Raw genomic sequence first — 14,016 nt, forward strand, 5'->3', positions numbered from 1 at the left:
CTGCGGCGGTCGGCTACAGCCAGCCCGCGAACTCCAGCAGCAGCTCCGCGTCCTGCTCCCGCCCCACCCGGCGGGCCCGTACACCCGACTCGACGGCGCGGAACAGCGTCCAGCCGCGCAGCCGTTCCCGATCGACCTCCAGTGACTCCGCGAGCCGCTTGACGCGGCGCCGGGTCGTCGAGGCGCCGGACGGCTGGGCGATGAGGTCCTCCACCCGGTCCCGCACCAGCCGCGCGAGATCGAAGGCGTTCTCGCCGACCACCGGATCGGGACCCACGGCCAGCCACGGCATCCGCTCACCGGCGAGCACCTTGCTCTGCCGGAACGTGCCGTGCAGGAGCCGCTGCTCGGGCGGCGAGGCCAGCAGTTCGGCACGGGCCGCGAGCGCCGCGTCGACCAGGGGCGCCACCTCCGGGTCGGCCGCCGCTCCCGCCCGCATGGCCTCGGCCTGCCGCCCGGTCCGCTCGGCCACGGTCTCGAAGGGGTGACCGGCGGGCGGCTCCACCCACAGCCGCCGCAGCGTGCCCGCGGCCTCCAGCAGCGCCTTCGCCTCCGGCAGCGACCGCACCGACACGTCCGGATGCAGCCGCTCCAGCAGCAGAACGCCCTCCGTGTCCGCGGTCTCCGCCTCGCGCAGCTGTACGGCGCCCAGCCCGCCCCAGTGGGCGAGCGCGGCCCGCTCGCTCTCCGGGCGCGCCCGGCGCGGGGCCAGCTTCAGCACGGCGGGCGTCCCGTCGGCCGTCCGCACCAGGACCACCAGACTGCTGCGCCCGCCCGGCACCTGCACCCGCTCCACGGTCAACTCACGCAGCGCGACGGCCCGCTCCGCCGCTCCGGGCAGCTTCTCCAACCAGTCGTCACCCTCCGGTGCCGCCTCACCGAGCGCCCTGACCAGACGCCGCGGCGGTTCGAAAGCCATGCGCGAGCCGTTCCCTTCCCGTACGGGCAGCCGTACGTGTTACGCGGTCGGTGCCGCCTGAGCGGAAGCCGTGTCCTGGCCCGGGCCCGACGCCGCCCCTCGAACGGAGCCCGAAGCGGCACCCGCGGCGGAGCCCGAAGCCGGGCCTGAAGCGGAACCCGACGTCGGATCCGAGGCGGAGCCCGAAGCCGCGTCCGGCGTCGACGGGCTGTCGGCCCGTTCGGCGAGCCCAGGGAAGGCTACGCTGCCGCCCCGCCACCGCACCGCCCGGACCGCTGCCTCGCGCAGCGCCCCGGCCGCCGTGGCCCGCCGGTCGCCCTCGGCCGCCCGCACCAGGTCGGAGTAGACCCCGGCCACCCGGTCCTCCAGCTCGGCCGCCAGCCGCAGGGCCGCCGCCGAGTCCGGCACCGTGAAGGGCAGCGCGTACCCGGCCGCCGCGGCGACCGGCTTGCCGCCGAGGTCGCGCACCTCGCGCGCCAGCGCGTCCCGCCGCGCCCGATGGGCGTCGTACGCCGTCCGTGCCGCGCTGCGCCGTTCCTCGCCGATCCGTCCGCCGACGACCCCGTAGCCGTACACGGCCGCGTGCTCCGCGGCCAGCGCCGCCTGGAGGGCGTCCAGCTCCCGCTTCTCCGACTCGTTCACCCGTCAGCCTCCGTCAGCAGATACACGTGCGCCGCCCCGGCCGCCGTCACCGAGGCCAGCAGCCGCGCCAACTCGCCCGGCACCTCCAGCAGCGCCTCGGCCCGCCGGTCGGCCAGCTCCCGCTCGGCGGCGGCGAGCAGGGCCAGGGCGTCCTTCTCGGTCGTCGGCACGGCGCCGGAACCGTCCCCCGGACCGGCGGCCCGCGCGGAGACCGAGGGCGACGCCTCGGACGGCCCGGACGCCTCGGGCGAGGCCGAGGGCACGGCGCCGAACGCCTCCGCGTGCCGTACGACCTCGGCGTGCAACGGCCGCAGCCGCTCCGCCAGCCCAGGGTGCGCGGCCATCACCGTCGCGTACCGTCCGGCCAGTCCCTCGCTGTCCCGGGCCGCACGCGCGCGTGCCCGGTCGGCGGCCGGCGGATCGTCCTCCTTGCCACCGGAGCCCGGCCCGCCGGTACAGCCGACGAGCAGGGCGGCCCCGGCGGCCGACGCGAGGAGGCTTCTTCGGCGCGGCCCCGAGGGCAGGCGCGGCGATGAGGAAAACGACACGGCAGACGTCCTCGACAGGCTCGTACGGAAGCGAAGGCAAAGCGACGGGCAAAGCGACGGGCGACGCGGCGGGACCCCGCGGTGCGGCCTGCCGGTGATCACGGTACCCGGGCTCCGCCCGGGCACCACTCATCGGCACCGCCGTGCCCGGGGTGGACGGCAACACCCCTCGGGACCGGATACCCTTTGACCAGACACGCGCACCGTCCCACAACAGCACACGCGGCCGAGGAGTCACCCGGATGAGCACCACCCAGAGCGAGAGGCTGCGAGAGCTGCTGGAGCCGCTCGTCGCCTCCCAGGGCCTGGACCTCGAAGAGATCGCGGTGGACTCGGTCGGCCGCAAGCGTGTGCTGAGTGTCGTCGTCGACTCCGACACCGGTGCGGACCTGGACCGGATCGCCGATGTGAGCCGCGCGCTCTCGGCGAAGCTCGACGAGACCGACGCGATGGGCGAGGGGGAGTACACCCTCGAGGTCGGCACCCCGGGCGCGGAGCGCTCCCTCACCGAGCACCGCCACTACGTGCGCGCCACGGACCGCCTCGTGCGGTTCCAGCTCCACGAGGGCGGGGAAGTGGTCGCGCGCATCCTCGACGTGGACGACGACGGACTCGACCTCGAAGTGCCCGGAGTGAAGGGCCGCAAGGCCACCACCCGCAGACTCGCCTTCGGCGACATCGACAAGGCACGCGTCCAGGTCGAGTTCAGCCGCAAGGACACGAAGAACAGCAAGAACAGCGACACCGACAACGACACGAACGACACAACGGAAGACGAGGAGGCGTAGCCGTGGACATTGACATGAGCGCCCTGCGGGGCTTGGTGCGGGAGAAGGAGATCTCCTTCGACCTGCTGGTCGGAGCGATCGAGTCGGCCCTCCTCATCGCCTACCACCGCACCGAGGGAAGCCGCCGGCACGCGCGCGTGGAGCTCAACCGGGAGACCGGTCATGTGACCGTGTGGGCGAAGGAGGACCCGGACGACCTCGAAGAGGGCCAGCAGGCCCGCGAGTTCGACGACACCCCGTCCGACTTCGGCCGTATCGCCGCCACCACCGCCAAGCAGGTCATCCTGCAGCGGCTGCGCGACGCCGAGGACGACGCGACGCTCGGCGAGTACGCCGGCCGCGAGGGCGACATCGTCACCGGCGTGGTCCAGCAGGGCCGCGACCCGAAGAACGTGCTCGTCGACATCGGCAAGCTCGAGGCCATCCTGCCCGTGCAGGAGCAGGTGCCGGGCGAGACCTACCCGCACGGCACGCGGCTGCGTTCGTACGTCGTCCGGGTGGCGAAGGGCGTGCGCGGTCCGTCCGTGACGCTGTCGCGGACGCACCCCAACCTGGTGAAGAAGCTCTTCGCCCTGGAGGTGCCCGAGATCGCCGACGGATCCGTCGAGATCTCCGCGATCGCCCGCGAGGCCGGCCACCGCACCAAGATCGCCGTACGCTCCACCCGCTCGGGCCTGAACGCCAAGGGTGCCTGCATCGGCCCCATGGGCGGCCGGGTGCGCAATGTCATGGGCGAGCTGAACGGCGAGAAGATCGACATCGTCGACTGGTCGGACGACCCGGCCGAGATGGTGGCGAACGCGCTCTCCCCGGCCCGCGTCTCCAAGGTGGAGGTCGTGGACCTGGCGGCCCGTTCCGCACGCGTCATCGTGCCCGACTACCAGCTGTCGCTGGCGATCGGCAAGGAGGGCCAGAACGCCCGCCTCGCCGCCAGGCTGACCGGCTGGCGGATCGATATCCGGCCGGACACCGAGCTGCCGTCCGACCAGTCGTCGGAGCGTTCGTAGGAGCGGTTGGGGGAGTGGTCCGACGGGCCGTCGACGGCCCGTCGACGGGCCGCGGGGAATAGATCCAAGCCGCACGACGCTGAGATCACGACAGCTTTGCGTGCGGTATGTGTTCGATTCTTGCCCCAAAGGGGTGAGGTCGGTCCGGGGAGGTAGACTTAAGAGTGTCTGGCCGGACACGTACCCGAGCATGCCCTGAGCGCACCTGCGTGGGGTGCCGGGAGCGAGCGGTCAAGCGCGAGCTGCTGCGCACTGTGGCGGTCGAGGGTCATTGCACCCCCGATCCACGCGGTACGCTGCCCGGCCGGGGTGCCTACGTGCACCCCGCACCGGTCTGTGTCGACCAGGCAGTGCGCCGCAAGGCGTTCCCGCGGGCGCTCCGCGTCCCGGGGCCGCTCGACGTAAAGGCGTTGCGCCGCTACGTCGAGCAGGCACAGGGTTGCTGACAGCAGCATGTGAGCAACGTGCCAAGGAAGAGAGCCGCGCGGATCCCCGTGCGGCCTGGTACCTCGCGAAGTGAAAGCAGGTCGAGATTGCGATGAGCACTCGATGAGTACGCGATGAGTACGCCCATGAACTAGCGACGGTCCGGACGCAACCCGGACCTAAGAGGAGCGAAGTGGCTAAGGTCCGGGTCTACGAACTCGCCAAGGAGTTCGGTGTCGAGAGCAAGGTCGTCATGGCCAAGCTCCAGGAACTCGGTGAATTCGTCCGTTCGGCGTCTTCGACGATCGAAGCGCCTGTAGTACGCAAGCTGACAGACGCGTTCCAGCAGGGCAGTGGCAACGGCCGGTCCGCCGGGCGTCCCGCGGCCCCGAAGAAGGCGGCCCCCAGGCCCGCCGCGCCGTCCCCGGCGCAGGCGGCCCGTCCGGCCGCCCCGCGGCCGCCGGCCGCACCCAAGCCCGCGGCTGCCCAGCAGCCCGAGGCTCCGTCGGCCCCCGCGCCGGCGCCGACCCAGGGCCAGCCCCAGGGTCAGCGTCCGACGCCGGGCCCGAAGCCCGCGCCGCGTCCGGCCCCGGCCGCGCCGGAGTTCACCGCTCCGCCGGCCGCCCCGGCCGCTCCCGCCGCCTCGGCTCCGGCTCCGGCCGGACCGAAGCCCGGCGCGCGTCCCGGTGCCCCCAAGCCCGGCGGTCGTCCGTCCGGTCCGGGTCAGGACCGAGGCCAGGACCGAGGTCAGGACCGAGGCCAGCAGGGTGGCCAGGGCCGTCCCGGTGGCCAGCGTCCCGGCGCCCCGGCGCAGCGTCCCGGCCGCCCCGGCGGCCCGCGTCCGGGTAACAACCCCTTCACCTCCGGCGGCAACGCCGGTATGGCGCGCCCGCAGGCGCCCCGCCCGCAGGGCGGTCAGCGTCCGGGTGGTCCCGGTGCCCCCGGCGCCGGTCCCCGTCCGCAGGCTCCCGGCGGCCAGGGCGGCGGCCCCCGTCCCCAGGCTCCGGGCGGCAACCGCCCGACCCCGGGCTCGATGCCGCGTCCGCAGGGCGGCCAGGGCGCCGGCCCCCGTCCCGGCGGTGGTCCGCGTCCGAACCCCGGCATGATGCCGCAGCGTCCCGCTGCCGGCCCGCGTCCCGGCGGTGGCCCCGGTGGGGGTCGCGGTCCGGCCGGTGCCGGTCGTCCCGGCGGCGGCGGTCGTCCCGGTGGCGGTGGCGGCTTCGCCGGTCGTCCCGGCGGCGGTGGCGGCGGCGGTCGTCCCGGTGGCGGCGGCGGTTTCGCCGGTCGTCCCGGTGGTGGCGGCGGCTTCGGTGGCGGCGGTGGCCGTCCCGGCTTCGGCGGTCGTCCCGGCGGCCCCGGTGGCCGTGGCGGAACGCAGGGCGCCTTCGGTCGTCCCGGCGGTCCCGCGCGTCGCGGTCGCAAGTCGAAGCGGCAGAGGCGCCAGGAGTACGAGGCCATGCAGGCCCCGTCGGTCGGCGGCGTGATGCTGCCTCGCGGCAACGGCGAAGCCATTCGCCTGTCGCGTGGTGCCTCGCTCACCGACTTCGCGGAGAAGATCAACGCCAACCCGGCGTCGCTCGTCGCGGTCATGATGAACCTCGGCGAGATGGTCACCGCGACCCAGTCCGTCTCCGACGAGACGCTCCAGCTCCTCGCCGGCGAGATGAACTACACGGTTCAGATCGTCAGCCCGGAGGAGGAGGACCGCGAGCTGCTCGAGTCCTTCGACCTGGAGTTCGGCGAGGACGAGGGCTCCGAGGAGGACCTGGTCGTCCGTCCGCCGGTCGTGACCGTCATGGGTCACGTCGACCACGGTAAGACCCGACTGCTCGACGCCATCCGCAAGACGAACGTCATCGCGGGCGAGGCCGGCGGCATCACCCAGCACATCGGTGCCTACCAGGTCGCGACCGAGGTCAACGAAGAGGATCGCAAGATCACCTTCATCGACACCCCGGGTCACGAGGCGTTCACCGCCATGCGTGCCCGTGGTGCGCGGTCGACCGACATCGCGATCCTGGTCGTCGCGGCCAACGACGGCGTCATGCCGCAGACGGTCGAGGCGCTCAACCACGCCCAGGCGGCCGACGTCCCGATCGTCGTCGCGGTCAACAAGATCGACGTCGAGGGCGCCGACCCGACCAAGGTGCGCGGTCAGCTGACCGAGTACGGCCTGGTGGCCGAGGAGTTCGGCGGCGACACCATGTTCGTCGACATCTCCGCCAAGCAGGGTCTGAACATCGACTCGCTGCTGGAGGCCGTGGTCCTCACGGCCGACGCCTCCCTCGACCTGCGGGCCAACCCGACGCAGGACGCGCAGGGCATCTCGATCGAGTCCCGTCTCGACCGCGGCCGCGGTGCCGTGGCGACGGTCCTCGTCCAGCGAGGCACCCTGCGGGTCGGCGACACGATGGTCGTGGGCGACGCCTACGGCCGCGTGCGCGCCATGCTCGACGACAACGGCAACAACGTCGCCGAGGCCGGCCCGTCGACTCCGGTCCAGGTCCTGGGCCTGACCAACGTCCCGGGTGCGGGCGACAACTTCATCGTCGTCGACGAGGACCGTACGGCCCGTCAGATCGCCGAGAAGCGCGCCGCCCGTGAGCGCAACGCCGCGTTCGCCAAGCGCACGCGCCGCGTGTCGCTGGAGGACCTGGACAAGGTGCTCAAGGCCGGCGAGATCCAGCAGCTGAACCTGATCATCAAGGGCGACGCGTCCGGATCGGTCGAGGCTCTGGAGTCCTCCCTGCTCCAGCTGGACGTCGGCGAAGAGGTCGACATCCGCGTCCTGCACCGCGGCGTCGGTGCGGTCACGGAGTCCGACATCGACCTGGCGATGGGCTCCGACGCCATCGTGATCGGCTTCAACGTGCGCGCCGCCGGGCGTGCCGCGCAGATGGCCGAGCGCGAGGGTGTGGACGTCCGGTACTACTCGGTCATCTACCAGGCGATCGAGGAGATCGAGGCGGCCCTCAAGGGCATGCTCAAGCCGGAGTACGAAGAGGTCGAGCTCGGTACGGCGGAGATCCGCGAGGTCTTCCGCTCGTCCAAGCTGGGCAACATCGCGGGTGTTCTCATCCGCTCCGGCGAGGTCAAGCGCAACACCAAGGCGCGCCTGCTGCGCGATGGCAAGGTCATCGCGGAGAGCCTCAACATCGTGGGCCTGCGTCGCTTCAAGGACGACGTCACCGAGATCCGCGAAGGCTTCGAGGGCGGTATCAACCTCGGAAACTTCAACGACATCAAGGTCGACGACGTCATCGCGACGTACGAGATGCGCGAGAAGCCGCGGGTGTAACAGCCCCGACTTCTTCAGACGGTGCGGCCCGGGGCCGGTCGGCGGAGAGTAAACTCCGTCGATCGGCCCCGGCCGTTCGTTGTACGGTTCTGATGTCCCCGCCACATGGATGGCGGGGCCATCGATCCCGGGCCGGCGGGTGAACCGGTTGCAGACATGTATGTGGGGACGCTGTCCTTCGACCTCCTCCTCGGCGACGTACATTCGCTGAAGGAGAAGCGCTCCGTCGTCCGCCCGATCGTCGCCGAGCTCCAGCGGAAGTACGCGGTGAGCGCGGCCGAGGTGGAGCACATGGACCTCCATCGCAGGGCCGTCGTCGGCCTGGCCGTGGTGTCCGGCGACGCGGGGCACCTCTCCGACGTACTCGACCGGTGCGAGCGGCTGGTGGCCGGCCGCCCCGAGGTGGAGCTGCTGTCCGTCAGACGGCGCATCCACGGCGACGACGACTGACCAGGAAACGCGCGAGAAGCGCGGAAGAAAGAAAGAACGGGAGACGGACCAGTGGCCGACAACGCGCGGGCGAAAAGGCTGGCGGACCTCATCCGAGAGGTGGTGGCCCAGAAGCTGCAGCGCGGGATCAAGGACCCGCGCCTCGGCTCGCACGTCACCATCACGGACACCCGGGTCACGGGTGACCTGCGGGAGGCGACCGTCTTCTACACGGTGTACGGGGACGACGAGGAGCGGGCCGCCGCGAGCGCGGGCCTGGAGAGCGCCAAGGGCATCCTGCGCTCCGAGGTCGGCAAGGCGGCGGGCGTGAAGTTCACGCCGACCCTCACCTTCGTCATGGACGCCCTCCCGGACACCGCCCGGAACATCGAGGACCTCCTCGACAAGGCGCGCCAGTCCGACGAGAAGGTCCGCGAGGTGTCCGCGGGCGCGGCGTACGCCGGTGAGGCGGACCCGTACCGCAAGCCGGGCGAGTCCGACGACGAGGCCGCCGACGCCGACGAGACGGACGACACCGCTAAATGACCGACAAGCACCCCACGCCCGACGGCCTTGTCATCGTCGACAAGCCGTCGGGCTTCACTTCGCACGACGTCGTCGCCAAGATGCGGGGCATCGCCCGCACCCGGCGCGTCGGGCACGCGGGCACGCTCGACCCGATGGCGACGGGCGTCCTGGTCCTCGGTGTGGAGCGAGCGACCAAGCTCCTCGGGCACCTCGCCCTCACCGAGAAGGAGTACCTGGGCACGATCAGGCTCGGGCAGACGACGCCGACCGACGACGCCGAGGGCGAGATCACGGGGTCGGTGGACGCCTCGAAGGTCACCCGGGACGCCGTCGACGCGACCGTCGCCACCCTGACCGGCGACATCATGCAGGTGCCGTCCAAGGTCAGCGCCATCAAGATCAACGGCGTGCGCTCCTACAAGCGGGCGCGCGAGGGCGAGGAGTTCGAGATCCCCGCCCGCCCCGTCACCGTCTCCTCCTTCGAGGTGTACGACGTCCGGGAAGCCGTCGCCGAGGACGGCACCCCGGTGCTGGACCTGGTGGTCTCGGTGGTCTGCTCCTCCGGCACCTACATCCGGGCCCTCGCCCGCGACCTGGGCGCCGGCCTCGGCGTCGGCGGCCACCTCACCGCCCTGCGCCGCACCCGCGTCGGCCCGTACAAACTGGACGCCGCGAGGACGCTGGACCAGCACCAGCAGGAACTGACCGTCATGCCGATCGCGGACGCGGCCACCGCCGCCTTCCCGCGCTGGGACGTGGACACCAGGCGGGCCCGGCTGCTCACCAACGGCGTACGGCTGGAGATGCCCGACACGTACGCGGGCGCCGGTGCCGTCGCCGTCTTCGGCCCCGAGGGCCGCTTCCTCGCGCTCGTGGAGGAGCACCGGGGCAAGGCGAAGAGCCTGGCCATCTTCGGCTGAGCCGACCCGCCCCCACCTCCCGCCCGTGGAGCGGCGAGCACGGGGTCCTCACTGCCGCCGCTCCACGGTCCCCCCTCGGTTCCCCCACCCCAGGGTGTATCCAACCCACCCCTTCTGTTCACCCGTCCGGGCAGGCGCTCGGAGTGAACCGGGGGAGTGGAAGGGGGCGCGTTCGCCACGGGATCTGTCTCGCTGATCATCAGGCGCCTACCGTCGAACACACAGCACGGGTGTACGCGGGGAGGCTCGACGATGGCGTCGCGGAACCGGTCCCGGGAGGCGGCGGGCGGCAGGGCAGGACAGCCGTCCCGGGACAGCTCCAGGGACCCGCGCGGTGGGCGGGAAGCGCACGGCGGGCCACCGGCCGTCCGGGAGGCCGACCCGACGCGTGGCGCGCCCGACGAGGCGCTGATCCGCGTCCACGACCTCGCCGGCCGCCCCCGAGGCACCGGATTCGTCGCCGACCACCACGGCACGGTGATCACCAGCCACGAAGCGGTCGACGGTCTGTCCCGGCTCGTACTGAGCACCGCCGAACACCGCCGCCGCGTCGTGGCCGCCGCCGACGTGACCCCGTTGCCCGCCCTCGGCCTGGCCCTCGTACGCACCGAGGGCCTCGGCGTCGATCCGCTGCCCGTCAGCGTGCGGGGCCGGGTCGAGGCCGGTACCTACGTGCGGATCGCCGCCGGCGGCTGGCGAGAGGCCCGCGTCCTGGGCACCACCGACGTCCACTACGCGGCCACAGACCGCTTCCACGTCCTGTGCGACGCCCTGGAGCTTGCGCTCGGCACATCGGGGCGGGACGCGCTGCGCCTCGGCGGCGGCGCGGCCGGCGGACCGGTGCTCGACATCGCGACCGGCGCCGTGCTCGGCGTCCTCGGCACCGCCCTGAGCTCCGGACACAGCGACGTCGGCTTCGCCGTGCCCCTGCTCCCCGCCCCCGGCCCCCTCGCCGGCCTCCTCGCCGAGAACGCGGCGACGGTCCCGGCCTACGGCGCCGACCTCAATCTGGCCGGCGTACTCGAACTGACGGCGACCTCGGTGGGGCAGGACGGTCCGCCGGGGGCGGTGGCGCGCGGTGGGGGCGCGGGTGCGCGTGCGGGTGCGGTTGCGTTCGGGGGCGCGGGCGCGGACATGTGTGTGGGTGCTGGTCTCGGTGCCGGTCCCACCGCGGGTGCCGGTCTCGTAACCGGTGTCGGTGCGGGACCCGGGGCCGGCCCGGGTCTCGTGGTGCCGGTCGAGCGGGCCGCTGTGACACGGGAGTTCGCCGCCTTCGCCACGAGCCGCGCCAGTGTGCTCGGGCTGGTCGGCGCGCCCGGCAGCGGCCGTACGACCGAGCTGGCGGCCCTCGCCGCCCGCCGTTCCCGGGGCACCGAACCGGCGCCCACGCTGTGGCTGCGCGGCGCCGACCTGCGCGACGACGACATGTCGCTGGCGGACGCGGCCCGCAGGGCGCTGGCCCGGGCCGCCCGCATCGTGTCGGCCTCGGACCGTTCCCGTCCCGCCGGCCTCGGCGACATCACCCCGGAGCGCCTCGCCCACCTCGCCCGCGCCGCCGGGCGACCGCTGCTGCTCCTGCTCGACAGCCCCGAGGAGATGCCGCCGGTCCTGGCCCACCGCCTCCCCGAGTGGACCGAGGGCACGGCGACGTGGCTGCGGGAGACGGGGGCGCGGCTCGTGGTGGCATGCCGGGCGGAGTACTGGGAGCGGGCGGGCGCGGAGTTCCCGCGGGAGCTGTTGTACGGGGCGGTGACGGGGGAGCCGGCGTCCCGGCCGATTGCCGGAGCGTCGCGGGCCGCCTCGGCGGTGGGGGAGCGGTCGTCGTCCGGGCGGGGCGTGGGTGTGCCGCCACCCCGGGCGGCCGTCACCACCGGGGGACCGGGGTCCGGACCGGCCTTCGGGGAAGCGTGCCCCTGGCAGGACGGAGCAGCGGGAGAGCAGCCCGGGACGGTCGGCGGCGGGGACTGCTCCGCTCTGCTCGCGGGCGGGGCACCGCGCGCGGCCTCGGCCGGTGACGGGCCATGGCCGGCGTCGACCGGCCCAGTGCCGTGTGCGTGTGGTGCCGCGGGTGGGCCGGACTCGTCGTCGGGGGCGGCCGGTGGAGAGCCGTGCCCGCCGGGGCCCACCGACCGATGGCGGTCGTCCGGACCGGATGCCGCTGCTCTCCGGACGGAAACCGATGAGCTCGGACCGGAAGCCGCCGGCCGGCGGCCGGATGCCGCCGAGCCCGGGGCCGGTGCCCTCGGCGCGGGTCTCCCGCCCTGCGTCCGACTCGGCGACCTGGGCGACGACGAGGCCGGAGAGGCGCGCGCACGGTACCGCGTACCGGAGGGCGCCCTGGCCGACCCGGACAGTCGGCACCCCCTCACCCTCCGCCTGCTCTCGGAGGTCCACGCCTGCCTCCCCGGCTCCCCGCCACCCGCCCGTGTCGACCGGGACGCGGTGTTCGCGGCCCACCTGGACCTGATGTGCCTGCGCGTCGCGACCCGGCTGGCCGGGGAGAACGGCCTGCGCGGTACCGCCGTACGGCGACTGGCGGCCAAGGTCTCCGGACAGGTCCACGAGGCGGCCCGGCGCAGTCTCGGCCCCGGGCAGGGCGAGCTCGACCGGGAGTCGTTCGAGACGGTCTTCCCCTGGGGACCGGCACCCGCCCGGCTCGGCGGCGGCACGGGATGGGCCTCCGCCGTGCTCGCCGAGGGCCTCCTCGTGCCCGCCGGCGGCGGCTACCGCTTCGCGCACGAGGAATTCGCCGACTGGATCCAGGGCACCCACCTCGACCTGGACGAGGCCCTGCGCGCTCTCGTCCACCGCCGCGGCACCCCGCACGACACGCACACCCTCCCCGTGCCGCACCACCGCATCGGCCCCGTCACCGAGGCCGTGCTGCTCCTCGCGCGTCAGCACGGCATCCCCCAACTCGCGCTGACACTCGAGGAGCTGGTGAACGCCCTCGACGCCGACCCGCACTCCTGGTGGGCAGCCCGGCTGCTCGCCCAGGTGCTGACGCGCGTACCCGACGCGACGCCGTACACGGAGGTGCTGCGGCTGCTGGCCGAGGGCATCGCGGAGCGGAGGGCCGGCGGCGAAGGGCGGTCCGGGAGCGAAGGGCGGTCCGCGCCGGAGGGGTTCGGGCCCGCCTTCTGGACGGGCCTGCGGCTGCCCGAGGCCACGCGCCTGGACCTGCTGCGCCGTCTCGTCCTCGCCGACGGGCCCCCGCACGAACCCGGCCCCCGCTACCTCGACACCGTCGCCGGACTGCTCGCCGCCGACCCCACGGCCGTACAACCGCTCCTCGTCCGCTGGTTCGACGACGAACGCCCACTGCCCGCCACCCCGCACGCCACCGTCGCCACGGCCGCGCAGGCGCTGCTGCACACGCACCGCCACCGAAGCCTGGACGGCCTCACCGAGGCACTCGTCGACAGCGCGCACCGACGGGCCGACGAGCTGCTCGCCGTCCTGGCCGAGGAGGAGCCGTCCGCCCTCTGCCGGGCCGTCGAGCGGTGGGCGCGCGACGAACGGCCGACGCGGCAGCCGGCGGCGGTGACCCACGGCCTGCGCACCGCCCCGCACGCCCGCACCGCCGCCGACCGCACCCTGCTCCGCCACGCCGCCCTGGTCCTGCTCGCCGGCCCCGCCGACGGCCGGCTGCGCGGCGGCGCGCTCGCCCTGCTCGTCCAGGACCCCGGCAGCCGCGACCGCCACCTGCCACGGGCACTCGGGCACTTCGCGGCGGGCGACCCGTACCTGCCGCCGAGCGCGGTGGCCGCCGCCCTGCCGACGCACCCGGAACCCGTCCTCGAGGCGTTCCGGGCCCGGCTGCGCGGGCCGGACACCGGGGAGACGCTGCGCAGACTCGTCGACGCCACCACCCCCGCGCTGGCGCGCCGGGTCGCCATACTCGTCGGCGAGGCCGTGACGGAGCGTCCCGAGACCGCAGGGCACGTGGCCGCGTACGTCGACCGACGCCTCGACCAGGGTCCCGCGGCCCGCGCCGTGCTCCGGCCCCTGGTCACCGGCCTGCTGGACGACGGCCCCGAGCCGGTGCGCGCAGCGCTCGCCGGAATGCTCGCCGCCGACGGCTCCTCCGGCAGCGGTCCGCTCCGCGGTGAGCTGCGCGAACACCTCCTGGCCCACGAGCACGACCCCGCCGTCCTGGACGCGCTGCTGCACGCCGCCGCCCGGCGTGGCGGCGACCACGACCGCGCCCTCGTCCACCGCACCGGCCTCCTCCTGGTCCGCACCCCGGACGGCGCCACCCGCTTCGACCGAGGCCTGGTCGACCTGGCCCGCCACCTCCCGGGTTTCGCCGCGCGCGTCACCGGCTGGCTCGCCGACGCGCCCCAGGACTGGGCCGCGCTGGTGGGCCCCAGCGCCCGCCGCACGATCGAGAACCTGGCGGGCGCACGGGTCCCCGCGTGAACCCGCCAGGTCCGCGCGGCGTGCACCCGGTCACAGCTCCGATGCCGATGCGGGTGGGAGCCGGACGGCATGGCACCCTTAGACCTGCG

General features: G+C 74.1%; 11 protein-coding genes. 8 read left to right on the plus strand and 3 right to left on the minus strand.

Translation table 11 applies throughout. From position 1 onward, the window contains the following. Positions 1-13 precede the first annotated feature (13 nt). From QC283_RS34190 to QC283_RS34200, 3 genes are read right to left on the minus strand one after another with little or no spacing between them, the layout of a single operon-like run. Positions 14-919 (minus strand): aminoglycoside phosphotransferase family protein, encoded by a 906-nt coding sequence (locus QC283_RS34190; protein ID WP_279565652.1) that lies wholly within the window; start codon positions 917-919, stop codon positions 14-16. Between the two features lie 39 nt (positions 920-958). After that, complete coding sequence (locus QC283_RS34195) at positions 959-1,561, minus strand: ferritin-like domain-containing protein (RefSeq protein ID WP_279565653.1); 603 nt, start codon at positions 1,559-1,561, stop codon at positions 959-961. Then, on the minus strand, positions 1,558-2,109 hold the full coding sequence (locus QC283_RS34200; RefSeq protein ID WP_279565654.1) for a hypothetical protein: 552 nt from the start codon (positions 2,107-2,109) through the stop codon (positions 1,558-1,560). Before QC283_RS34200 ends, QC283_RS34195 begins: the two co-directional genes overlap by 4 nt. Before the next feature lie 242 nt (positions 2,110-2,351). Here QC283_RS34200 and rimP point away from each other — a divergent pair, with 242 nt between their 5' ends. From rimP to QC283_RS34240, 8 genes are all read left to right on the plus strand, one after another. Next, positions 2,352-2,897, plus strand: a complete 546-nt coding sequence (rimP, locus tag QC283_RS34205; protein ID WP_279565655.1) for a ribosome maturation factor RimP — start codon at positions 2,352-2,354, stop codon at positions 2,895-2,897. Positions 2,898-2,899: 2 nt separating this feature from the next. Beyond that, on the plus strand, positions 2,900-3,904 hold the full coding sequence (gene nusA / locus QC283_RS34210) for a transcription termination factor NusA (RefSeq protein WP_279565656.1): 1,005 nt from the start codon (positions 2,900-2,902) through the stop codon (positions 3,902-3,904). 164 nt (positions 3,905-4,068) lie between these two features. Continuing rightward, the gene (locus QC283_RS34215) at positions 4,069-4,350 is read left to right on the plus strand and encodes a YlxR family protein (protein ID WP_279565657.1); all 282 of its coding nucleotides are present in this window, start codon (positions 4,069-4,071) and stop codon (positions 4,348-4,350) included. Positions 4,351-4,523: 173 nt separating this feature from the next. Further along, positions 4,524-7,628, plus strand: coding sequence for a translation initiation factor IF-2 (gene infB / locus QC283_RS34220; protein ID WP_279565658.1), 3,105 nt, complete (start codon positions 4,524-4,526; stop codon positions 7,626-7,628). Between the two features lie 156 nt (positions 7,629-7,784). Continuing rightward, positions 7,785-8,078: a DUF503 domain-containing protein gene (locus QC283_RS34225; protein WP_279565659.1), complete on the plus strand. Its 294-nt coding sequence runs from the start codon at positions 7,785-7,787 to the stop codon at positions 8,076-8,078. A 51-nt stretch (positions 8,079-8,129) separates the two neighbouring features. Continuing rightward, a complete protein-coding gene (gene rbfA, locus QC283_RS34230) occupies positions 8,130-8,603 on the plus strand; it encodes a 30S ribosome-binding factor RbfA (RefSeq protein WP_279565660.1) in 474 nt (157 codons plus the stop codon). Then, on the plus strand, positions 8,600-9,505 hold the full coding sequence (truB, locus tag QC283_RS34235; protein ID WP_279565661.1) for a tRNA pseudouridine(55) synthase TruB: 906 nt from the start codon (positions 8,600-8,602) through the stop codon (positions 9,503-9,505). Before rbfA ends, truB begins: the two co-directional genes overlap by 4 nt. A gap of 252 nt (positions 9,506-9,757) precedes the next feature. Continuing rightward, positions 9,758-13,927 (plus strand): trypsin-like peptidase domain-containing protein, encoded by a 4,170-nt coding sequence (locus QC283_RS34240; protein WP_279565662.1) that lies wholly within the window; start codon positions 9,758-9,760, stop codon positions 13,925-13,927. Positions 13,928-14,016: the final 89 nt, after the last annotated feature.

Origin of the sequence: Streptomyces sp. DH41, assembly GCF_029813785.1 — a bacterium.
In the GTDB taxonomy this organism is placed as follows: domain Bacteria; phylum Actinomycetota; class Actinomycetes; order Streptomycetales; family Streptomycetaceae; genus Streptomyces.